Raw genomic sequence first — 23,662 nt, forward strand, 5'->3', positions numbered from 1 at the left:
TTAGGCTAAAGAATCACTTATCACCTAAGCGGTAATTTTCATCTGTAAATTCAGCATATATTTTGTAGGCAGAACCCCCTACCATATAAACCTTCATTATGTTACTTGCGGCAGTATATTTAGGCTTGAAGTCTGAATGTGCATACTTAAACAATTTTGTTATCCTGGGCCTTTCCAGAAATCCTCTTGATAACAATCGGGTAGGACTGTCTACTAAGACAGGTGTCCTTAAAGAAGCATAAATTGTGAGGGACAAATCACCGAAACTATACAAGGCATCTCCGGTATCTTTATTATATCCAGCTAAAGATGCAAGGCCTCTGTATATATCTCTGACTGTTCCCGAACTATATTCTCCATCATGGATAATAGGACTTAATGACTCATAGATATTATTCCCGCCATGAGAAACTAATAAAACCCCGAATGATTTAAAATGCTTTACATTGAGATGTTTTCCCAATCGATATAATTGAACCCCCATAAATGCCTGAAAACCACCCGATATAATACCAGATGCGATTTTTGTGTATTTTAAAACACCCTGGTCTTCAAATATATCTGTAACGATATATTTTACATAATCACCTGTTCGTAGCTTTTGGTAGTCTCTTTCTGTTTCTTCACGCTCGGTTACCAATTCATGAAGGATATGATTTTTATCAAAAAAACTAATTGTTGATGACCTGAGTTTCATCTCTGTTTCATTGATGAAATCCTCAATTTCACGAAGATAACGCATTCTTAATGTTTTATCTTGAATGAAAAAAGAGGAAGCCAATAGAGCAACCCTCCTCAGGCGATTGCTTTCCTCTAAAAAGTGAAATTGATGTGCCGAATCGATACTCATCTTAATATTCCACATCTTTCCATAAGATATAAGAGCTTGTCCGTGCAACTACATGTTCCCATTCAATCGATGCGAACTTGAATGAAATATTTTCCTGAGGCTGTAATTCGTTGTGTGTTAATGAGTTTGGGGCGAAAAAGCGAATATCATTGATGACCGCATCTCTTAGCACCATTTTAAAATAGAGTTCATTACCACCCGATTGAGAGGTTCTGTAAAAAAAGAACTCACAGGTTAGTTTTTCATTACCATTCAATGCCTGTGCCAGAAGCGGGGTGGCTTTATCTATTGGCTTCCTGATTTCCACAGGAGAGAGTGAAACGTTATCTTGTCTTGTTATCTGGTTCATTAACTCATAAACAAAAATCTCATTTTCATGGGAAGCCTGATATTTATTACCGATGGAGTCTGCACTTGAACAGCCCGCAGAGATAAGACCTTGTTTGATGCCAGTGAGTTTCAGATAGATCAAATTTGCCATTATTTATTCCTTAATATTATCCATAATCCTGCCCCATAAATCCTTTTTCCTTATGGGAGAGATAATTTCTGCATTTTTTAGTCAATGAGTCAATAGCCGTTATCGTGCAATGTGTATGATTTTAAATGGTTATTTGGATTATAATTATTTTGGTAATTATTTAAATGGAATTCTCTTCTGGTAGAAGAGAACGGCATACCTTCACCGCCTATAAACGTAAGCCTTAAATTGGACACAAAATCCATTGGGGGTATCTTTGGGGGTATCACCAAAGATGAAACAGGTAATTTATATTATTAATCAAATTAATAAGATGTAGATATTGTTCCTATTATCACCTATTTTAACGTTTCCCTAAGTCTACTCAAACACCCTTTAAGCCCTTATAATATGCGGTTTGACGGCCCTTATTGTCTCTGCTCGTCTACTCACGTTCACTGAAATCTACGGTGAGTTGGGGGCATGTCGTGTTCGGTCTAGATTTTTGCGTAAACTACATTCTTCTTTTGTGCCATTGCGTTCTAAAATTGCATCAATTTTGCTCGCGTGCTCCGTGAGATGATCAGCGGATAAATGCGCATATCCCCGAACCATTTCGATGCTTTCCCAGCCTCCCATTTCTTGTAACACTGATATTGGCACTCCTCATCTGCACTGGCCAGCTTGCCTATGTATATCTCAGATCATGGAATCTAAAACTGTCTACCCAAGTGCGAAATAGCGAGGTAGATAGCAGAAACGACAAAACCGACTCCGGCTAGTTTTTTACGTCAATGTCGATCTTATTTATCAGACATAACCGCTCGCCTTATACATGGTAATCAGATTTTTTCTGAGCGCTTCCCTTTACTGCTTGTCGCTGGGAAGTGGCGTATACTCAACGTTGAATCCCTCAAGGCGCATGTTGTCCCGATAGTTTTTTAGTTTCACTCGATTGTAGTAGTCACGCTTTTCTTCCAGCGTCACCATGCGTGAGGGGCGCGTGTTGTTTGGTAATGTCGAGTCCTGACTAAAACCCTAAACATAATCGGGATGCTCTCGCAGCTGCGAGAACTGTTTGGGCAAGAACGAGATGCGCAACACGCTGTGTCCGCAGGTCATCCGTATCGATGAACTTCTCTCTGCATTCTGCTTTGAGCGCGTCGTATCTGTTCTCTCATTTCGTCTTTTCATCGGACACAGAGAATCACGTTCAGCCTGGAATCGTTTTCTACCAAATAACTGCCATTTTTTAACCTAAAAATGACGTCAAAAAGATCATTTCACTGCCTGTCGTGATGGTTTTTGTTAGTAAATAACGCAAAAACACCATGGTAAGTCATTAGTTCTTTGTTTGTGTTTTTTGATAGTATAAAAACCCATTAATTTTCATTAAGAAATCAATGATTGCTAAACTATCTAATATTTATTTCTTAACAGGGAAATAGTTTATCTATGTAATGGAGGTATTTATTCTGGCAAAAGTAAAAAATAGAGAGTAAATGGTTTTACTAAATTAAAATTAATGTTTTTTTATAATTTTCACACTTTGTTAGTATGTTAATTATTTCGTTTCTAACGAAATTAAAAGGCATAAAACGTATTCCTTTTCCGCTAATTGAAAATCAGATATGCATTATTTTTTATGCCGTTTATTTTTACTTAAGATTAATTTAATTTATTGTTTTTAATGTGTTTTTTGTTTTAGTGGTTCCATTTAGTTGCTCTGCTATATAAACATTGACCGTGTGTTTGTGTTGTGTGTATGATCTAAACTCAAAATATAAATGTATTTAATTCCTTCTTGGTGTGATTCTTTTTACGCCGATATAAACCGTAATGTTACGGTTTTATTATTTTTTTAATTCGGTTTTTAATTTATTTCATCTCGCTGGTCGAAAAACAAATACGCTATACCCTAAATAATTCGAGTTTCAGGAAGGCGGCAAGAGAAGGCATCCCGATGAGCTTACTCAGGTAAGTGATTCGGGTGACTGAACGCAGCCAACGTACATGCAACTTGAAGTATGACGGGGATATTTGTTTGCCGAATTGCTGCCGTTCTTATGGATTATGGCGGGCTTTTGGTAGGAATCGACTTTACTTCTCCGGGCCCGAGTGCCCTTACGTTGGTATAGACACATGGCAAAAGGAACTGATGGTGCATCTGTCGCACCAAAGGAACGTATTAATATCAAATATGTTCCGGCCACTGGTGGTCAGCAGGCGGAAATAGAATTGCCGTTGACGCTGATGATTGTGGGAAATATGAAAGGGCGCACAGAGGAGACGCCGATCGAAGAACGTCAGACTGTATCGATCGATAAGAACAACTTTACCTCAGTGATGAAAGAAGCAAATCTGGAATTGAATTTCAGTGTGCCAAACCGCCTTGAAGAAGAAAGCCAGGACGACCTGCCAGTGAAACTGAGCATCGGCGGTCTGAATGATTTCTCCCCTGACCGCATTGCCCAACAGGTGCCTGAATTACGTAAGTTGCTTGATTTACGTGAAGCGCTGGTGGCGCTGAAAGGCCCCCTCGGCAATATTCCCTCATTCCGTAATCGTTTGCAGGATCTGTTGTCCAGCGAAGAAGCCAGAGAGCAGCTTTTGAAAGAGCTCGATCTGGTAAAACCCGCCGAATAATTGACGAAATAGGGAAATAAATATGTCAATAATTGAAGAACAGGTTCAGGCAGGCGCTGCCAGCGCTTCTGGATCGCTGCTTGATGACATCATGGCTCAAGCGCGTATCAGCCCGGTTGATGAAGGCTACAGCGTGGCTAAACAGGGCATTGCCGCGCTGGTCGCTAACATTCTTGATAGCGGTAATGCAGCAGAGCCCGTGAACAAAGCGCTGGTCGATAGCATGATCGTCGAACTGGATAAAAAGCTCAGCAAGCAGATTGACGTTATTCTGCATGCGAAAGAATTACAGGAACTGGAATCTTCCTGGCGTTCTATGAAACTGCTAGTTGATCGCACCGATTTCCGTGAAAACATCAAATTATTGGTGTTGCATGCGACGAAAGAAGAGCTGTTAGAAGATTTCGAATTCGCCCCTGAAATCTCACAGTCTGGCTTCTATAAGCACGTGTATTCCAGCGGCTACGGCCAGTTCGGCGGTCAGCCTATCGGTGGCGTAATCGGTGACTATGCGCTGACGCAAAGTTCACCAGATATCAAGCTGATGCAGTATGTCAGTGCCGTGGGTGCGATGGCGCATGCGCCATTCATCTCTTCCGTTGCCCCGACCTTCTTTGGCGTGGATCGCTTCACCGATCTGCCTTCCATCAAAGATCTGAAGTCCGTTTTCGAAGGCCCAGCCTACACGAAATGGCGCTCGCTGCGTGAGTCCGAAGATGGTCGCTATCTGGGGCTGACGGCACCGCGCTTCCTGGCTCGCCTGCCTTATGACCCAGTAGAGAACCCGATTAAGGCCTTCAACTACAAGGAAGATATCAGCACCGATCACGAACACTATCTGTGGGGTAATACGGCCTATCTGATGGGAACGGCGCTGACGGACAGCTTCGCGAAATACCGCTGGTGTCCGAACATCATTGGCCCGCAGAGCGGCGGTGCGATTACCGACCTGCCCGTGCATGTTTATGAAGCCATGGGCCAACTTCAGGCCAAGATCCCGACTGAAGTCCTGATCACCGATCGTCGCGAATATGAAATGGCCGAAGAAGGCTTTATCACGCTGACGATGCGTAAAGACAGCGACAATGCGGCCTTCTTCTCGGCTAACTCGGTGCAGAAGCCGAAGGTGTTCCCGAACACCAAAGAAGGCAAAGAAGCGGAAACCAACTACAAGTTGGGTACGCAACTGCCGTACATGTTTATCATCAACCGTCTGGCGCACTACATCAAAGTGCTACAGCGTGAACAGATTGGCTCATGGAAAGAGCGTCAGGATCTGGAACGCGAGTTGAATACCTGGATTAAACAGTACATCGCCGATCAGGAAAACCCGCCGGCAGATGTTCGTAGCCGTCGTCCTCTGCGTGCCGCACAAATCAAAGTGCTGGATGTAGAAGGAGAACCAGGTTGGTATCAGGTCACCATGTCTGTGCGCCCGCACTTCAAGTATATGGGGGCGAACTTTGAGCTGTCGCTGGTAGGGCGTTTGGATAAGGAATAAGACTTATGCCGTCTCTTTCTGCCTGGGAAAGGGGAAACGCGGCAAGTCTGTTCGATCGTATCCGTGGGGAGGAGCGTCGCTCTTCCCCTGAAACGGACGTTGAAGCACTGATCGAGTCCGTTAAGCGTCAATTGGACAATGTGCTCAACACCCGGCCCGGAAATTGCCGCAGCGCACCTGAGCTTGGCGTGATTGATTTTAATGACGCGACGCAGGGTGGTGCGGACATTCGGGGGAAAATCCGGGAGGCGATCCGACAGTGTATCTGTCGCTTTGAACCGCGAATTGTTCATGTGGATGTCGACACATCGGACTATTTATCGAATCCGATGGAGATGTCGTTTCAGGTTACCGCACGGGTCAGATTGGAAGATCTGGAGCAGGTTGCCTCTTTCAATATCCATATGGATAGCCACCGCCACTACAGAATGATCTGATTATGTCACTGGAACATTTTTTCAGGGATGAGCTGAACTACTTGCGCCTGCAAGGGCGTGAATTCGCCAAGGCGCACCCAGAGCTTACCCGATTTTTGTCAGAACAAACCACGGATCCAGACGTCGAGCGTCTGCTGGAAGGGTTCGCCTTTTTGACTGGGAGCCTGCGGGCGAAGATCGAGGATGAATTTCCGGAACTGACACACGGTCTGCTGGGCATGCTGTGGCCTAATTACTTGCGCCCCGTACCGAGCATGACGATTATGCAGTTTTCGGTACTCCCCGGCGCGATTGCCCAGCCTGCGTTTGTTGAACGCGGCTGTGAGCTTGATAGTCTGCCGATTGATGATGTGGTGTGCCATTTTCAGACCTGTCACGATGCCTGGATTTATCCAGCGGATATCCGTGAGATCAAGGTACAGAGCGGCAACGATCTTTCCACCATTACGCTGGACGTCGGGTTGCATGGCCCGCTATCACTAAGTGACCTGCAACTCGACAAACTGCGCTTTTATCTGGGCGGTGATACCTATACGGCCTACGAACTCTATTTCTGGATCGCCAGCCAGCTGTCGCATATTGAGCTGGAAATTGATGGGCAGCACTTCCGTCAGGAAGCCAGCGTGCTGAAGACGGTCGGCTTTGAGCGGGAAGATGCGCTATTGCCGTACCCCGGCAATGTCTATTCCGGCTACCGCATCCTGCAGGAATATTTTTGTTTTCCTGAAAGTTTTCTCTTTTTCCAACTCGCGGACGCGGTATGGCCGGAGCTTCCGCTGACGGTAACGGAATTCCGTCTGCATTTTTGCTTTGATCGTCCGTTGCCGGCGGAACTGAAAATCCGTCCTGATTCGTTCATGCTCAACTGCGTGCCGGCGATCAATCTCTTTCAGCATCATAGCGAACCGATCAACCTCAGCGGGCGCCAGACGGATTACCCGTTGAAGGCCAGCTACCGCAACGCCGATAGTTTTGAAATCTTCTCTGTGGATAAGGTTGAAGGCTGGGTCGAAGGGAATTCCGGCCGTGCTCGGGGCATCCCACGCACCTATCAGCCGTTTGAGAGCTTTCAGCACCAAATTGAGCGCGCTAAAGGACGACTCGCGCTCTATTACCGTATTCGGGTAAGGGAAGCGGTCAGCGGCAACGGGTTTGATCACATGCTCTCTTTTGTCCGCGGCGATGAGCAGGAAGTGATTGATTTGGATGAATCCATCTCGGTAACACTGACCTGTACCAACCGATCGCGTGCGGCGAAACTGCCCGTTGGGTCGATCTGCGTACCCACTGGAAATTCGCCATCTTTCGCGACGTTTCGCAATCTGGTGCGGCCGACGCGACCGCTGCGGCCAGCCATGGATGGCAGCCTGCACTGGACACTGATCTCCAACTTGTCTCTGAACTATGTGTCGCTGCTGCAGCGCGATGCATTGGTGCAAATCTTGCGTACTTACGATTTCCCTGCGCTGCACGACAAGCAGGCGGAACAAGCCTCGCGTAAGCGTCTGGCGGGTATCGACTCTATTGAAACTACACCGATCGACCGTTTGGTTCAGGGGATGCCGGTTCGCGGCTTGAAATCCATCCTGTCAGTACGGCAATCCGCGTTTTCCAGTGAAGGAGAACTCTATCTGTTTAGTACGGTGCTGGCGCACTTCTTCTCGCTATACGCCAGCGTCAACGCTTTCCACCTGTTGGAAGTGGTCAACATCGATAACAAGGAGCGCTACCGATGGCCGGTACAGATAGGTCAACACTCAATGATGTGACGTTCCGGCAGGATGCCTCACGCTTTAATTTTTTCCAATTGGTGGAGTTACTTAACCAACTGGAAGGCGTGGATCTGGAACAAGCGTTGGATTTCCGCCCTGAACAAGAACGTCTGCGCTTTCGCTCTACGGCGTCCATCGGTTTTCACCCCAGCGACGTCTTGCAGGTGGGATGTGATGAAGAGGGACGTCAGGAGCTGGAAGTCGCGTTTCTTGGCCTGCACGGCAGTCAATCACCGATGCCCGGTTATTACCTCGAAGAGCTGGCCTGGGAATACGCGCAGGGCGAACAGAAGCTGGGCGTGTTTCTTGACTTCTTTCATCACCGCTTACTCACGCTGTTGCACCGCGCATGGCGCAAATACCGCTATCACGTCCGCTTTCAAAATGAGGGTGAGGATGGATTCTCCCGCCTGATGTTTGCGCTGGTGGGGTTAGGGAATGACGCCGTACGCGACAGCCTGCCGGTTAACCGCGCCAAGATGCTTTCCTACGCCGGGGTGCTCGCTAGCCCCAGCCGTTCCCCGGAAGTGGTCGCGGGCTTGGTTATTCACTGTTTTGACCTGGATGACGTGGCTGTCCTGGCCTGGCAGCACCGTCGCGTGCCCATTCACGAAGGGCAGCAGAACCGCCTGGGCAAAGGAAACATGATGTTGGGCGGTGACTTTGTTATCGGCGACAAAGTGAATGACTGCGCCGGCAAGTTTTTGCTCAAGGTCGGCAATCTCAGCTTTAGCCGCTTTCTCAGCTTCTTGCCCAACGGCGAGCATTTTCAGCCGCTGGTGCGCTTTGTCTCTTTCATTCTTCGCGATCAGTTGGCCTGGGATCTGCGTCTGGGTTTTGCCGAAGGCGAAGCCAAGGGCTTAAGTCTGGGCAGTGAGCAAAGCAGCCGGTTGGGATGGAGCAGCTTTCTCGGGCAGCCGCCCGCGGATCCCTATGTGACGATTTGTGTGCAGGAGTAAATGTGAACGTAACCCATCCACTCACGTTGGTTGTGCTCAACAGTGAGCAGCTCGATATCAATTCTCAGGTGCAGCACCAGTTCGATCACCGTGGTGGCACGCTGGGCGCGTCGGAAAAAGACCAGTGGCAACTGCGGGATCGGCTGGGCTCCGTCGTGCCGGAGCACGCCCGTATCGACATGACCGACGGCTATTTCAGCCTGTGCGATCTGAGCGGTCAGTCTTTTATTAACGGATCGCTGTCGCCGATTGGGCGCGATCGCAAAGTCATTTTGTCGCACGGCGATGAGCTGGTTATCGGGCCTTTCCGACTGGGCGTTTATATCGGCGATCCCACCACGGAACAGGATATCGATCAGATATTAGGGCAGGGCAAGGTCGATGTGCTGGGCGGCTGGCTAAGTGAAGATAAAAAAATGCGCTCAACCGATCTGGCTGACACCACGGTCGCGCTGAATGACCCGCTGTGGGCACTACAGAAAGAACAGAGCCAGCCACTCTTGCCATCAGACAGTGAGGCGGTCGACGCATCGCTCACGACCTCTCTTTCTTCTTTTTCTTCTGCTGAGGACACCATGGATCAGAAATTTGTGGAATTACCGACTATCAACACACCGTACGCGGGAGAAGGGCTGGAGGGCTACAGCGATGGCACGTCTCTGGCGCCGCTGATGCGTGGGCTGGGGCTGTCACTTCAGCCGGGTGACGATGCACGACTGCGCGAAATGCTGGAAGAGATGGGAAAAAGCCTGCGCGCGATGGTGGAAGGCCTGCTGGCATTACAGACGGAACAGGCGGCGATGGCGGACACGCATTTACGCCCGATTGAAGATAACCCACTGCGTCTGGGGCTGGGCTATGCGGATACGCTGTCGGTGCTGTTTGCCGAAGGAAAAAGCCCGGTGCACCTGTCTGCGCCTGCCGCCGTGGAAGAGGTGTTGAACAATGTGCGTGTGCATCACATCGCGAACCAGCAAGCGATTGCCGTGGCGTTGGAAAATATTCTTCAGGCCTTCTCGCCTGCCGCGCTGCTCAGCCGCTTTGAGCACTATCGCCGCAGTGGCGAACCGCTGGCGGCCGATGACGGCTGGGCGTGGCAGATGTATCAACACTACTACCGTGAATTAACGTCGCCGCGCCAGCAGGGCTTCCAGAAACTGTTCCATCAGGTGTATGCACAGGCGTATGACCGTTCCGTGCGTCAACAGCAGGAGCAAAAATAATGCTGCGGGCTCTGTGCTTATGTTCCCTGATGTTCCTGCTGTCGGGGTGTACCACGTTGGGCAAGATGGCGCAGGTGGCGGCGAATCCCGACATTCAGGTAGGCAATAATAATCATCAGCCTTCTACCGTGGGGTTTAGCCTGCTGGCGGAACCGGACGTTAACCCGAATGACAGCGGTGAAGCTGCACCTATCGAATTCCAACTGGTTCTGTTGGCGGAAGATTCGCGTCTGTTAGCCACCGATTACGACCAGATCACGACGGATATCGAAAAGGCGTTAACCAAAAATTACCTCAGCCATCAGGACTACACACTGCTGCCGGGGCAGTTCAAGTACCTGCCGCCCGAAGCGCTGGATGAAAAAGTGCACTATCTCGGCGTGGTGGCGCGCTATGCGGATTCAGAAAGCGCAGAGTGGCGCAAAGTCATCAAGCTAAAGAACACTGGGCAGACGTATCAGATCCTCGTGCACCTGCGCAGGGATGAAGTTGAAATCAAAAAAGACCAAGAAGAAGAATAACTATGTCGAGTCGCAATCGCATTATCTGGCGGGAAGGTCTGTTCATTAAACCGCAGCATTTTCAACAACAGCAACGACACACCGATTACGCACTGCACGCGCGTCTCAGCGCCCTCAGTGACTATTTCTATGGCTTGCAGTCGCTGGCGATTAATGAGGAATACCTCAATTTTGGCCGCATCGCGCTGGTTAACGCCAGCGGGGTGATGCCTGACGGCACCGTGTTCAATATTCCGGGTGACGATGCCCTGCCACTGCCGTTAGAGATTACCGACGTCGCGCTGGCAAACCAGAAAGTGTATCTGGCGCTGCCGCTGGCGGTAAATGGCGTCAGTGAAGTCGGTCAGCCGGGGCAGGGGATCGCCAGTCGTCTGCAATCGCACCGGCATGACGTGCGCGATCTGCACAGCGACGGCGGCGATATCGTTTCTCTGGAAGTCGGAAAAGTCAGCCTGCGCCTGATGCTCGATCGTGACGATCGCAGCGCCTATGCCTCGCTGGCGATTGCCAACATTCTGGATAAACGCCCTGACGGCGGCTTGATTCTGGATCCTAACTTTATGCCGTGCAGTATCAGCGTCACCGCGATCCCTACCCTAAAACGCTTTTTGGGGGAATCCGCCGGTCTGGTGGCGGAACGTGCGCGCAGTCTGGCGCAGCGCATTGCCGCCCCAGGACAGCAGGGTGTCGCAGACGTGGCTGAATTTATGATGCTGCAATTGCTTAACCGCGCTCAGCCTAAACTGTCGCATCTGGCGCGTCTTGGCACGTTGCACCCTGAACGCCTGCACGAAACGCTGGTTGAACTGTGCGGCGAGCTGATGACGTTTACCGATGAGTCGCGCCTGCCGCCAGAGTTCCCTGCCTATCGCCACGAACACCAGCAAGCCAGCTTTGAGCCGCTGATGATGGCGCTGCGTCAGGCGCTGAGCACCGTGCTGTCGCCGCGTGCCGTCTCCATCCAACTGAAGAAACAGCCGTATGGCGTGATGGTAGCAATGGTTGGCGATGCGGAATTGATGTCTAGCGCCGAGTTTGTGCTGGCGGTACGTGCGCGTATGCCGCAGGAGCATCTGCGTAAGCAGTTGCTGCAACAAACGAAGATCGCCTCCAGCGAGAAGATCCGCGAACTGATCAGCCTGCAACTACCGGGGATCCCGCTGCTGCCGCTGCCGGTGGCGCCGCGCCAACTGCCTTATCACGCGGGCTACAGCTATTTCCAACTGGATAGACAAAGCCCTGCCTGGCAGATGCTGGTGTCCGGCAATACGTTGGCGTTCCACATTGCTGGCGAATTCCCAGAACTGGATATGCAGCTTTGGGCTATTCGTGGCCAGTAGTCAGGAGAGGAAGAGATGAGCATCGAAGTGATTAAAAATGAGCAACTGGGCGACCTGCTTTTTGACCATGCCCGACAAATGGATATGGACTCCGACTACTGGTTCCGCCTGCGTGGACAAAGCATTAATCCGATGGTGGATGCGGTCACGCCGCTGCTGGGCATGGTGGAGCGGGTACGTCAGCTCTCTGCCTATGAGGGCGTGGAAGATCTGTATCAGCGCGTGGTGTCTGAAATTCAGGCTATCGAGCAGGAATTACACTCTCATGGCTACGAAAACGGCGTGATCTTGTCGTTCCGCTACATCCTCTGCACCTTCATTGATGAAGCCGTAATGGGGCGGGAGTGGGGCGGCCAAAGCATGTGGTCGGCCCATTCTCTGCTGACCCGTTTTCACAATGAGACATGGGGAGGCGAAAAGGTGTTTGTCCTGCTGGAGAAGCTGCTGGACGACCCCACCCGCTATCGCGACATTCTGGAGTTTATCTACCTCTGTCTCTGTCTGGGTTTTGAAGGGCGCTATCGGGTGATGACGCAGGGGCGTGAAGAACTGAATCGCGTCGTGAACAAGCTGCATGACACCCTGCGCCCCGAGCCTGCGAATTCGCCGACGGTTTTCCACCTGAATCTGGGGCAGCAAGCCTCGCGCTACCAGCTGCGCAGACAGGTGTCATTACGCACGCTATTTGTCGGCGTGTGTGTGGTCTTGGTGGCCGCCTTCGGCCTGTACCGCTATCAGCTAACTCATCAAACCCAGGACGTACTGCGTCAACTGGGAGAATTATTACAATAACAGGAGCTACACCGTGATTCGAATTGAACTGCCGACACTGGTTGAACGACTCAACCCCGTGTGCCGTCATATGCTGGAAGAAGCGGCGGCACTCTGTATTCAACATCAGGGTGCGGAAATCCGTATTGAGCACCTGTTGCTGAAAATGCTGGAAACGCCACTGTGTGATGTACGTCAGATCCTCAAGCGTGCGGGCGTGGATGCGGATGAGCTGTCTTCGCTGCTGTTGCCTTCCTCCATGGATAAAGAGTTTGATGCGGGCTATCCCTCATTCTCCCCTCTGCTGGTGGAGTGGTTACAGGATAGCTGGCTGCTGGCCTCGGCTGAATTCCAACATTCACGCCTGCGTAGCGGCATCTTGCTGCTGGTCCTGCTGATGACGCCCAATCGCTATGTGGCTGGCGCAGTATCCCGCCCGCTGGCGCAGATTAACCGTGAGCTTTTACGCCAGCAGTTTGATGAGTGGGTGAAGGATTCGGTGGAAACGGAAGTCGCGGTGCAGTCTGCCACGGCCGAACAGGCTGCTGCGGCGAACACGCAGCTCTCTCGCTATACCCAAAACGTGACGGAATCCGCCCGACAGGGGCAACTGGATCCGGTGCTGTGCCGCGACCATGAAATCGATCTGATGATCGACATTCTCTCCCGCCGTCGTAAAAACAACCCGATTGTGGTCGGGGAAGCGGGCGTCGGTAAAAGTGCGCTGATCGAAGGGCTGGCGCTGCGCATCGTGGCCGGTGCCGTGCCGGAAAGACTGCGGGATGTGGAACTGCTCACGCTCGATCTGGGAGCGATGCAGGCCGGTGCCTCGGTGAAAGGCGAATTTGAGAAACGTTTCAAAGGCGTAATGCAGGAAGTGAAAGATTCACCGCGCCCTATCATTCTGTTTATCGATGAAGCGCATACGCTCATCGGGGCAGGCAATCAGGCGGGCGGGCTGGACGTTTCTAACCTGCTCAAGCCTGCACTGGCGCGCGGTGAATTGCGCACCATCGCGGCCACGACCTGGAGCGAATACAAAAAATACGTCGAGAAGGACGCGGCGCTTTCCCGCCGTTTCCAGCTCGTCAAAGTCGGTGAACCGAATGCGGAAGAAGCCACGGTTATCCTGCGTGGGCTGCGCGGTATCTATGAAAAAGCGCACGGCGTGCTGATTGATGAAGATGCGCTTCAGGCGGCGGCACAGCTTTCGGCCCGCTATATTTCTGGTCGCCAACTGCCCGATAAAGCCATCGACGTGCTGGATACGGCCAGCGCGCGCGTGGCGATTAACCTGACGACGCCACCGCGTGCGGTCAGCCAGTTGCAAACCCGCCTGCATCAGCAGGAGATGGAAATTACCCAGCTTGAGCGTCAGGCGCGTATTGGTCTGGGTAATACCGAAGAACGGTTAGCCGACCTGCGTGACGCCCGCGAAGCAGGCGCGGCATCGCTGGCACAGCTGGAAGCCGACTGGCAGCAGCAGAAAATACAGGTTCAGCGCGTGATTGAACTGCGCACGGCGCTGCTGGATGAAGATCAGTCTGTTGATTTTGATACGGTGTCGGCTGCGGAGGAACTGGCGGCCTGTGAACAGGCGCTGGAAGCGCTGCAACACGCTTCCGTGCTGGTTTCTCCCCACGTTGATAAAACGCAAATTGCGGCCGTTATTGCCGAGTGGACAGGCGTGCCGCTGAACCGCATCTCACAGAGTGAAATGGATGTCGTCACCCGCCTGCCTGAATTCCTGGGGGATTCAATTAAAGGGCAGCAGCTAGCGATTGCTCAATTGCATAAACACCTACTGACTGCGCGTGCGGATCTTCGTCGTCCGGGGCGTCCGCTGGGGGCTTTCCTGTTGGTAGGGCCGAGCGGCGTGGGTAAAACGGAAACCGTGCTCCAGATTGCCGATCTGATGTTTGGCGGACGCAACTATCTGACCACCATCAATATGTCGGAATATCAGGAAAAACATACGGTTTCACGCCTGATCGGTTCGCCGCCGGGCTATGTCGGGTTTGGTGAAGGCGGCGTGTTAACCGAAGCCATCCGCCAGAAGCCGTATTCCGTGGTGCTGCTGGATGAGGTGGAGAAGGCGCACCCAGACGTCCTGAACCTGTTCTATCAGGCGTTTGATAAAGGTGAACTCGCCGATGGCGAAGGCCGGGTGATCGACTGCCGCAACGTGGTGTTCTTCCTGACGTCCAACCTTGGGTTCCAGACGATTGTGAACTACGCCGAGCAGTCGGATGTGTTGCTGGATGCGCTTTACCCTGAGCTGGCAGCCTTCTTCAAACCCGCACTTTTGGCGCGTATGGAAGTCATCCCTTATCTGCCGCTGGCGCATGACACCATGGTTGAGATCGTGCAAGGCAAACTGTCGCGTCTGGTGTCTCTGCTGCAACAGCGTTTTGGGGCGGAAGTCATCATTGAGAACGAGGTGCCGGAAGAGATTCTGCGGTTGGCGAATCGCAGCGAAAACGGCGCGCGTATGCTCGAATCGGTGATTGATGGCGCCTTGCTGCCACCGGTCTCGCTACAGCTGCTGCAACGCATGTCTGCGGGTGAACCTGTCAGCCGTATTCATTTCCGCGTCGAAGCCGGCCAGTTCCAGACTGAGGTTGAGGGCTGAGTATGCAACATGCCCTCGAACTGGCGCTTGCACTCACCCGACAGCATGACGAGGCCGGTCTGTGCGACTGGCTGCTGGAGACGATGCAGGCCGCCTGGCAGCCTCAAGGGATGCTACTGGGTATGGTGGATGTCAGCGGCAGGCAACTGACCTGCCAGGGACGAGTGCATGAAACGCCGGTGGCGCTGAGTCTGGGCGTGGATGACTTTAGCCACCCGCTGGCGTATGCGCTGCATAAGAATCAGGCGCGAACCTGGGATTCTCTCTATGGCGGTGCCCGCATTGAGCACCGTGAATTTCGGCAGATGCTGGTTTCTGTCGGGACGAACTGCGGGCTGCATGCGCTACCGCTGCTGTCGGAGAGCGGTAAACCGCTGGCGGTGCTGGCGCTGTTGGATACGCCGACGCGCCTGCAAACGCTGCATCAGCACGGCGAGTGCGAGAGGCTGGCGCAGGTGTTTTGCCGTCAGCTTATGCTGCTGCGTGAGCTGGCGCATACCCGACGGGAGCAGGTCGCGCTGAGAGATTCACTCCGCCAGATTAAGGATGAAGGGCAGAGCCGTCGCGAGCAGGAAACGCGGGTGGAAACGACGCTGATTGGCCGATCTGTCGTCATTAAAGAACTGCATCAGCAGATTTATCAGGCGGCAAAACACCGTCTTTCGGTGCTGATTCAGGGCGAAACCGGTTCAGGAAAAGAGGTGGTGGCGCGTCTGCTGCATCAGTGTTCCGAACGTGCCGATAAACCTTTTATCGCCATCAACTGCGCGGCGATCCCGGAAAACCTGATTGAAAGCGAGCTGTTTGGCTACCAAAAAGGCGCGTTCTCCGGCGCACAAAGTAACAAGATTGGTCTGGTCGAGCAAGCTAACGGCGGAACCCTGTTTTTGGATGAAGTCGGCGATATGCCGCAGTCCATGCAGGCCAAGCTGTTAAGGGTGTTGGAAACGCACAGCTTCCGCCCGCTGGGCGCGGAGAAAGAAGTGCATTCCGATTTCCGCCTGATTGCCGCGACCCATCAGCCGCTGGAGCAGCAGGTGTCTGACGGCGTATTTCGGCAGGATCTCTATCATCGTCTTTGCCAGTGTCTGTTGCAGGTCGCCCCGCTACGCGAGCGGCCGGACGATATTCGTCTGCTGTGTGAGCACTTCATCGGTCAATTTGCAGATAAACAGCAAAAGCACGTTGCACCATTGAACCGGGCCTTCCTTCGCCAATTGGTGGCGTATGAATTTCCCGGCAATGTGCGGGAACTGCGTAATCTGCTGGAAGTCGCCTGCGCACATACGCCGGACGGCGAAGCGCTGTCTCTGACATCGCTACCGCCGGAACTGCGCGAGCGACTGACGAGCAGTACAACTGAGGAACAGGATCGCTATCAACACATCTACGATTTGCGTATTGCCACACAGCGGTATGAAGCGGCTGTCATTGAGGCACGGCTGCGCCAGTTTCAGGGCAATCGCCTGCTGGTGGCTGATAGCCTCAATATCCCTAAACGCACTCTCGACCACAAATGCCAGAAGCTGGAGGTAAATTGATGTTTCTGACGATGGCACCTCTATTGTTGGCAACGGCCGCGACACCCGATCCCGCCTGGCAGTCATTATGGGAACAGTGCCGCAATGAGACGGCTTCAGAGCTCCGGCTGGCCTGTTATGACGCGCTGGGGCGGGAAGCGGAACGCAACGGCACGCTGTCCCCACAGCGTGATAACGCCGCGACGGGCGGAACGTTTCAACTGGGACGTGAAGCAGACAGCGGCGATATGACGCTCACCCGTATGCTGGACGATGGCAATACGCTGGTGATTAGCTGCGCCAGCAATATAACGCACTTGCGCTTAACGCTCAGCGAGCCCTGGGCAGGAGAGTCCGTCACATCGCTGCTAGATGGCGTGACGGTCTCCGACAACTGGTTTATCCGCAATCGAGGGCTGCTGCTGGAGTCGGGACGCGGCCTGCCGGCGATTGATGCGTTAAAGCGCTGGATTGGGCATCGCGAACTGGTGCTTAACGGCGCGGACGGTCACGCGCTGCGTATCGAACTCGCTGGGCTGGGCGAAGCACTCGCGCCGCTGCGTCAGCAATGTCACTGGTAAAGGAGGCGTTCATGCATGCACATCCTTGGTGTAAACGCCTGCAAACCTCGTTACCGGATGAGATGTTGCGCGCGGCGGTATTGCCGGACGATCCGCTCTGGGAAAAGGTTGAGACGGAACTGGTCAAGCTGGGGTCGCTGGCGCATAACCAGGTCGACCTTAACGTGGTGGCGGGTTACTGCCTGACCTTGCTGGAAAGCAAAACCAAAGACATGCGGGTACTGGTGCAGCTCTTGCGCTGTTTACAGCACCCAGCCAAAGCGACACCGTTTTCTACTGCCCTGATGCTGCTGGACAGTTGGCTGGAAAGTTACTGGGTGCCCGCGTGGCCTGCCAGTCCGGTTCAGAAGCAGAAGCTGATGATCCAGATTGTTCGGCGTTTTGAGAGCGCGCTGCCCCGTATTGCAGAAAGTGCCTCCAGCGCAGAGCTGGAGCAATTACAGCAGTTGACGGAGCAGGTGGCGACTCGTTGGGGCGAACTGGCCAGTGACAAAGCGGCGCTGATGGATGAACTGGTGCAGGGCGTTAAGCGTGCCAGACAGCGACAGCAGGCGCAGGAACAGGCGAATCAGACGGCAAAACCGACTCCGGCAGCCAGCAGCACTGGAGGCGCGGGCGGGAGTGAAACCAGCGCCAGCGCGGCCTCGACGCCCGTCAGTTCGGTGGAGATTAATTCATCCGATGAACGCGGCTGGCGGCAAACGCAGTTGAACGTCGCGGCATTGCTGGTTGAACGTCATCCTGACTCACCGACGGGCTACCGTCTGCGCCGCCACGCTATCTGGTCAGGCATTGCCACACCGCCGATGTCGTCCAAAGGGAATAAAACCCAACTGGCACCCGTCTCGTCAGATCGCGTGGATGAATACCAAAGTGCGCTGGCTCAGGCCGATTTGGCGCTGTGGGAACGCATAGAACAAAGTCTGGTGCTGGCACCTTACTGGTTTGATGGCCACATGCTGTCCGCCTCGGTGGCCTCACGGTTGGGACATGCTTCTGTCGCGACGGCGATTGCCGAGGAGCTTTCGTCGTTTCTTCAGCGTGTGCCGGAGCTGCGTGAACTGGCGTTCAGCGATGGAACGCCCTTTTTGACTGGGAAATGTAGCCAGTGGTTGCAGTCCAGTCAGCCGGTTCGCGGCGGCGGGGCGCGACAGGACGATCTGGCGACGGAGGCGGCGGCCTGTCGAGATGAGAAAGGCATTGGGGCAGCGATGCAGCTATTGGATGAACGTATGCGTCGCCTGAAAGAGCCGCGCGACCGCTTTTATGCCGAGTTGGTTCTGGCGGATTTACTCGCCGAAGAAGGGATGAAATCACTGGCAGCACAGCACTATCAGCACATGTGGCAGGAAAGCCAACAATTGGGCCTGATGCAATGGGAACCGGGACTGGTTAGCCGTGTGGAGCGGTTGGCGGCATCCCGCAAAAAATAAGACATTCGGAGTGAATGGTCACTTATGTTTAAAACAATCATAACCTTTCTACGCAAGCAGTTGCCTAAACTGAAACCCTCCTGGTTACTTTTTGGCGTGCTGCTGTGGGTTGTCGTGTTGGTTCTGGCCTGGTGGCTGGGGCCGCGTTTGACGGTGGGCGAGTCCCGTCCGTTGCAGGGAATCTGGGGCCGCGTGGTGTTCACGCTGGTTTGGCTGTGGCTGGCGTTTTCCTACAGCGCCTGGCTGGTCTGGCGTCGCGTGCAGCAGATGCGGGCGGAGCGTCATGAACAGCAGGTGATTGAACAGGATCCCTTGCAGGTGTTTGTCGACAGCCAGCAGACGTTTCTCGATCGCTGGCTGGAGGCGTTCCAGACCCAGTTGGGTAAACGCGCGCTGTACGCGATGCCTTGGTATCTGACGATTGGTCTGGCTGGCAGCGGGAAAAGTAGCCTGATCCATCGCGCGAATCCGGCAAACAAAATGAATCCGAAGCTGGATGCGGAGCTGCGAGACGTGGCGGCAGGCCAGCAGGTGAGCAGTTGGGTCGGCGAATCCGCGGTGATTTGGGATCCCAGCGGGCAGCTACTTGCCCAGCCTGAGTTGAAAGGCGATTCGCTCGGACAGCGTCATGCTCGACTGTGGCAGCACTTGCTACAGTGGCTCAGTGAAAACCGTCGTCGCCAGCCGCTCAACGGTCTGGTGCTCACGCTGGATATTTCCTGGCTGGCGCAGGCTGGCGTCGCCGATCGCAAAGCTTACGCGCAGGTGATGCGCGCCCGCTTGCAAGAAATTTCCGTCAACATTAATACGCGCTTACCGGTATATATCGCACTGACTCGGCTGGATATGCTGAGCGGCTTCGATAAGGTCTATCGCCAGTTGAACCGCGACGCGCGTCAGGCCGTGTTAGGCGTGACGTTTACGCCGCAGGCGAGCAACAGCAAAGGCTGGCTAGAAGAGCTGGAGCGCTTCTGGGACGAGTGGATCACGCACCTGAATGACAACCTGCCGGATATGCTGCTGACGCAATCCGACAGAAGCGTGCGTAATTCTCTGTTCTCGTTCGTCCGCCAACTCGCTGGCGTGAAAGATTATGTGATGGATGTGCTGACGGAAACGTTAGCGACGGGCGAAGATCGCGCGTTCCTGATCCGCGGCGTCTACGTCAGTTCGGTCTACCAACAAGGGGTGCCGTTCGATGCCTTTGCGCAATCGGCTTCCCGACGCTATCAACTGCCAGAGCCGATTAACCCTGCGCTGCGCGGTGAATCCAATACGTTCTTTGTACAACGTCTCTTCCCTGACGTCATTTTCCCAGAGGCCAGTCTGGCGGGGGAAAACCGGCTGCATAGCCTCTATCGCCGACGTCGGCTGAGTATCGGCGTGGGCTGCATGCTACTCGCCAGTCTGGCGCTGATTGGCAGCTGGCACCATTTCTATCGGGTCAATGAAGAGGCGGGACGTAACGTCCTGACGAAAGCGCAGGCCTTTATCGGCACCAATGAGCTGGAAGGCCAGCAGGGTTACGGCTATCAGCAGTTGCCGCGTCTGAATTTGATTCGCGATGCGACCTTATCCTTTGGTAATTACCACGAGCGTACGCCGCTGCTGGCCGATCTTGGCCTGTATCAGGGCGACAAGATTGGGCCTCATGTTGAAGGCACCTACCTGCAAATGCTGAATCAGCGCTTTCTCCCGGCGGTGATGCAAGGGCTGCTGGAAGATCTGAATCAGGCACCTGCCAATAGCGAGCAAAAGCTGACGATTCTGCGCGTGATGCGGATGCTGGATGATGCGTCAGGGCGCAATAAAGCGCTGGTCGAACAGTTTATGGCGCAGCGCTGGCAGAAGGCATTTCCCGGACAGGGCAACGTGCAGGAACAGCTGATGCAGCATCTGGATTACGCCCTTGAACACACTGATTGGCACAAGGCGCGTGAGCAGAAAGACGCGGTAGCGATCAGCACTTTTGCACCCTTTAGTCAGCCGATTACGCTGGCCCAGCAGGAACTGAGCAAGCTGCCGATGTATCAGCGGGTTTATCAGAGTCTGGTGATGAAGGCGACGCAGGTGCTGCCGCCAGATTTAGCGATTCGTGATGAAGTCGGGCCGACGTTTGATCCGGTGTTTTCTCTGCGTAATGACAAAGCGGGAAGTGTGCCTCGACTGCTGACGTATCCCGGCTTTAGCGACTATTACCTCAAGCAGGACAAAGCGCTGTTAGAGCTGACTGCGCTGGACGCCTGGGTGTTGGGACAGCGTGAGCGTGCGCAGTTCAGCGAGGCCGATCGGCGGGAAATTCTGCGTCAGGTGAATGACCGCTACATCACGGATTACATCAACCAGTGGCAGAAAGTGCTGGCGAACATTGATGTGCAGACGCTCGATACGCCGGAGCAGGCGCTCGATATTCTCACGGATATTACCGGCAACGATCAGCCTTTCCAGCGCGTGCTGACGACGGTGAGTGACAACACCCGTATCCGTAAACTGTCCGATGATGATAACGACACGGCGCAGAGCATTAATACGCGTACGGGCCGTCCGTTTATGACTATCAATGCGGCGCTGAGTGGACGTGGTGAGCAGGGGCCGTTGGTGCAAGAGGTCAATCAGAAACTGACGGATCTCTATCACTATCTCGATCAGATCGTTAACGCAACCGATCCGGGACAGGCGGCGTTGAAAGCGGTGCAGGCGCGGCAGGGAAATAAATTTGCCGATCCGGTATTCGCCTTACAGCAATACGCCCGCAGCCTGCCCGCGCCGTTGGATCGCTGGGTAGGACAATTAGCTGGAGAAAGCGCGAGTCTGGTGACTGGGTTGGCGATGTCGTCGCTGAATCAGGAATGGCTGGATAAGGTTGTCATGCCATTCAATGAGAAGCTGGCAGATCGTTATCCCTTCGACCCGTCATCGAACAAGGATGTGCCGCTATCGGAAATGGAAATGTTCTTCATGACTGGCGGGACGCTGGACAGCTTCTATCAAACCAACCTCAAGGCGATGATGGAGAGCGGCATGCTGGAAGAAGGCATGGCGTCGCCGTTGCAGGCTGAACTGGTGAAACAGCTTGAACGCGCCACTCGCATCCGCCAGACCCTGTTTAATGCGCAGGGCAGTCTGGAAGTGCATTTCGTGCTGGAACCGCTGGAGCTGACGGCGAACAAGCGCCGTAGCGTGCTCAATCTGGATGGACAACTGCTGGAATATAGCCACGGTCGTCGCCAGAAAACGCCGCTGGTGTGGCCAAACAGTATGCGCGACGGGGCCGAAAGTAAGCTGACGCTGGTGCCGGACGATCGTGAGCGTTCACCGCGCAGCCTGAGCTTTAACGGGCCGTGGGCGATGTTCCGGTTAATCAATAGCGATCAACTGACTCAGGTGAATGAGAACACCTTTGACGTGCGCTTCTCGCTGGAGAACGGGGCGATGACCTATCGCGTGTATACCGATGCCAGCCACAACCCGTTTGCCGGTGGTCTGTTCAGCCAGTTCACGCTGCCTGACTCGCTTTATTAATTTAACTCTCGGGAGCCTATCCAGGCTCCCTATTGCTGGATGATGTGATATGCAAGATGCACAACAGGCCCTGAAAGTCGGCCGCGATCCACGGATGCTGCCGGAGTTTGACGCACTTCGGGCGGAAATTAACAAGTTGAGTCATGCGTCTCGCCCCGATGTGGATTGGATGCTGGTGCACGATATGGCCACCACCATCTTTGAAAAGCAGGGCGTGGATCTCCAGACCGCGATTTACTTTACGCTGGCGCGTTCACGGCTGGCGGGATTAACCGGCTTCACGGAAAGCTGTGAGTTTCTGGCGAATTTGATCGTGACGCAGTGGGATAACTTCTGGCCGCCAGTGCATCAGGAACGAGCGCGTATCGAGATGCTGGACTGGTTTATTGCTCGTATCAGCGAAGTGGTGCGGCAGTACGCCATTAGCCATGAACACAAGCGGCTGGTTTACCGTTGCGAACGTGCGCTGCAATTGATGAGTGAAAAGCTGCATAACTCGGGGTTGAGCCGCATTCCTCGCGTCGAGAATCTGCTGCACTTCGTCGAAGGCTATACCCATTTGTTTGATGAAACCGAGATTGTCATTGTGTCGGACGATCAGGAACTGAAAAAGCAGGATATGCAGATTCCGCCCATGGTGTTCTTTCACTCTGACATGGAGCCCGGCGCGACGGTGCCAAGCAGTGGTTCATCAGGCTCGGGTCAGGCTGCTTTGCCTGCGGGTAGCATTCTCATCGGACGAGAGAAAGGGCAAATGAAACCGACGGTATTGAAAATTGAGGCGCATAAAAAGCATAAGCCAGCGTGGTTTTGGTTTGTCTCTGGGCTGCTGACCTGTGCGTTGCCTGTCGCAGCCATTACTGGCTGGCAGTATTGGCAGGAACAGAAGGCCGATGCACTGGCGTTACTGCAACAGCCAGCCTACGCGTTGCCCGCCGCCCCCGATCATAATGACATTCGCCGAGTACGTATTGCGCTGGGCGAGCAGAAATTACAGGGCATGGAAGGTGAACTGATCAATCGCTATCAGGCTCAGTTGGAACAGGTGAAAAATGCCTCGCCTTTCTACCTGTATCAATACGGCAACGGGTTGAAAAACGTGATGCAGCAACTCTATCCCGATTCGCTGGCGGTGAAGGAAATGGAACGCCAATGGCAGATTGCGCTTGAACGCCAGCAGGGCGATGAACCGAAAACGCGGGGCTACGAACAGGTTCAGGCCAGAGTCAACGATACCTTGCAGCAACTGCTGGAACTGGAGCAGCAGCGCCGGACGGTGACGATTTCCTACCTGAAGTCAAAGCTCTACGATATGCAAAAAGACCTGATATCGGACGTTCCCTTTGGGATACGGCTGCGGGAGCTTGAGGCGCGTAAAACCAGGAGCCAGTCGCTGACGCCTGCGGAGCTACGTGCGATGGAAGACGAACTGCGCGCCTTCAACGTTCGCTTGTACCGTTTGCAGCAGAGCAATTCTGCCAGTTGATTGTCGAG

General features: G+C 53.5%; 18 protein-coding genes and 1 pseudogene. 15 read left to right on the forward strand and 4 right to left on the reverse strand.

Going from position 1 to position 23,662, the window contains the following annotated elements; genetic code table 11:
- Positions 1–13 precede the first annotated feature (13 nt).
- From IG609_RS04435 to IG609_RS20505, 4 genes and pseudogenes are all read right to left on the reverse strand, one after another.
- Positions 14–850, reverse strand: coding sequence for a DUF4225 domain-containing protein (locus IG609_RS04435; protein WP_193399175.1), 837 nt, complete (start codon positions 848–850; stop codon positions 14–16).
- A 1-nt stretch (position 851) separates the two neighbouring features.
- Positions 852–1,331, reverse strand: a complete 480-nt coding sequence (locus IG609_RS04440; protein WP_193399176.1) for an Hcp family type VI secretion system effector — start codon at positions 1,329–1,331, stop codon at positions 852–854.
- Between the two features lie 444 nt (positions 1,332–1,775).
- Positions 1,776–2,031 (reverse strand): annotated as a pseudogene (locus tag IG609_RS04445) (tyrosine-type recombinase/integrase); the annotation flags it as partial.
- Between the two features lie 146 nt (positions 2,032–2,177).
- A complete protein-coding gene (locus IG609_RS20505; protein WP_226374080.1) occupies positions 2,178–2,300 on the reverse strand; it encodes a YhfG family protein in 123 nt (40 codons plus the stop codon).
- Positions 2,301–3,452: 1,152 nt separating this feature from the next.
- Here IG609_RS20505 and tssB point away from each other — a divergent pair.
- Genes tssB through IG609_RS04520 form a run of 15 tightly spaced genes read left to right on the forward strand, consistent with a single transcriptional unit; the run spans position 3,453 to position 23,654 of the window.
- A complete protein-coding gene (gene tssB / locus IG609_RS04450; protein WP_010282535.1) occupies positions 3,453–3,956 on the forward strand; it encodes a type VI secretion system contractile sheath small subunit in 504 nt (167 codons plus the stop codon).
- A gap of 22 nt (positions 3,957–3,978) precedes the next feature.
- Positions 3,979–5,457 (forward strand): type VI secretion system contractile sheath large subunit, encoded by a 1,479-nt coding sequence (gene tssC / locus IG609_RS04455; protein ID WP_193399177.1) that lies wholly within the window; start codon positions 3,979–3,981, stop codon positions 5,455–5,457.
- 5 nt (positions 5,458–5,462) lie between these two features.
- Entirely contained in the window at positions 5,463–5,894 is a 432-nt protein-coding gene (tssE, locus tag IG609_RS04460) for a type VI secretion system baseplate subunit TssE (RefSeq protein WP_012822785.1), read from the forward strand.
- Between the two features lie 2 nt (positions 5,895–5,896).
- Positions 5,897–7,663 carry a type VI secretion system baseplate subunit TssF gene (tssF, locus tag IG609_RS04465; RefSeq protein ID WP_193399178.1) on the forward strand — a complete coding sequence of 589 codons (1,767 nt, stop codon included), beginning with the start codon at positions 5,897–5,899 and terminating at the stop codon, positions 7,661–7,663.
- Positions 7,627–8,625, forward strand: coding sequence for a type VI secretion system baseplate subunit TssG (tssG, locus tag IG609_RS04470; protein WP_193399179.1), 999 nt, complete (start codon positions 7,627–7,629; stop codon positions 8,623–8,625). The genes tssF and tssG overlap by 37 nt, the downstream gene beginning before the upstream one ends.
- 2 nt (positions 8,626–8,627) lie before the next feature.
- On the forward strand, positions 8,628–9,848 hold the full coding sequence (gene tagH, locus IG609_RS04475) for a type VI secretion system-associated FHA domain protein TagH (RefSeq protein WP_193399180.1): 1,221 nt from the start codon (positions 8,628–8,630) through the stop codon (positions 9,846–9,848).
- On the forward strand, positions 9,848–10,369 hold the full coding sequence (gene tssJ / locus IG609_RS04480) for a type VI secretion system lipoprotein TssJ (RefSeq protein WP_116163208.1): 522 nt from the start codon (positions 9,848–9,850) through the stop codon (positions 10,367–10,369). The genes tagH and tssJ overlap by 1 nt, the downstream gene beginning before the upstream one ends.
- A gap of 2 nt (positions 10,370–10,371) precedes the next feature.
- Positions 10,372–11,709: a type VI secretion system baseplate subunit TssK gene (gene tssK / locus IG609_RS04485; protein WP_039547059.1), complete on the forward strand. Its 1,338-nt coding sequence runs from the start codon at positions 10,372–10,374 to the stop codon at positions 11,707–11,709.
- A gap of 15 nt (positions 11,710–11,724) precedes the next feature.
- Positions 11,725–12,501, forward strand: coding sequence for a type IVB secretion system protein IcmH/DotU (gene icmH, locus IG609_RS04490; RefSeq protein ID WP_039276629.1), 777 nt, complete (start codon positions 11,725–11,727; stop codon positions 12,499–12,501).
- Positions 12,502–12,514: 13 nt separating this feature from the next.
- Positions 12,515–15,112 carry a type VI secretion system ATPase TssH gene (gene tssH, locus IG609_RS04495; RefSeq protein ID WP_193399181.1) on the forward strand — a complete coding sequence of 866 codons (2,598 nt, stop codon included), beginning with the start codon at positions 12,515–12,517 and terminating at the stop codon, positions 15,110–15,112.
- 2 nt (positions 15,113–15,114) lie between these two features.
- Entirely contained in the window at positions 15,115–16,653 is a 1,539-nt protein-coding gene (locus IG609_RS04500; RefSeq protein WP_193399182.1) for a sigma-54 interaction domain-containing protein, read from the forward strand.
- A complete protein-coding gene (gene vasI / locus IG609_RS04505) occupies positions 16,653–17,213 on the forward strand; it encodes a type VI secretion system-associated protein VasI (protein ID WP_193399183.1) in 561 nt (186 codons plus the stop codon). The genes IG609_RS04500 and vasI overlap by 1 nt, the downstream gene beginning before the upstream one ends.
- Positions 17,214–17,224: 11 nt before the next feature.
- A complete protein-coding gene (gene tssA / locus IG609_RS04510) occupies positions 17,225–18,646 on the forward strand; it encodes a type VI secretion system protein TssA (protein ID WP_193399184.1) in 1,422 nt (473 codons plus the stop codon).
- Positions 18,647–18,670: 24 nt separating this feature from the next.
- Positions 18,671–22,168 (forward strand): type VI secretion system membrane subunit TssM, encoded by a 3,498-nt coding sequence (tssM, locus tag IG609_RS04515; protein WP_193399185.1) that lies wholly within the window; start codon positions 18,671–18,673, stop codon positions 22,166–22,168.
- Between the two features lie 49 nt (positions 22,169–22,217).
- Positions 22,218–23,654 carry a VasL domain-containing protein gene (locus tag IG609_RS04520; RefSeq protein ID WP_193399186.1) on the forward strand — a complete coding sequence of 479 codons (1,437 nt, stop codon included), beginning with the start codon at positions 22,218–22,220 and terminating at the stop codon, positions 23,652–23,654.
- Positions 23,655–23,662 lie beyond the last annotated feature (8 nt).

Origin of the sequence: Pectobacterium quasiaquaticum (assembly GCF_014946775.2) — a bacterium.
Classification (GTDB): domain Bacteria; phylum Pseudomonadota; class Gammaproteobacteria; order Enterobacterales; family Enterobacteriaceae; genus Pectobacterium; species Pectobacterium aquaticum.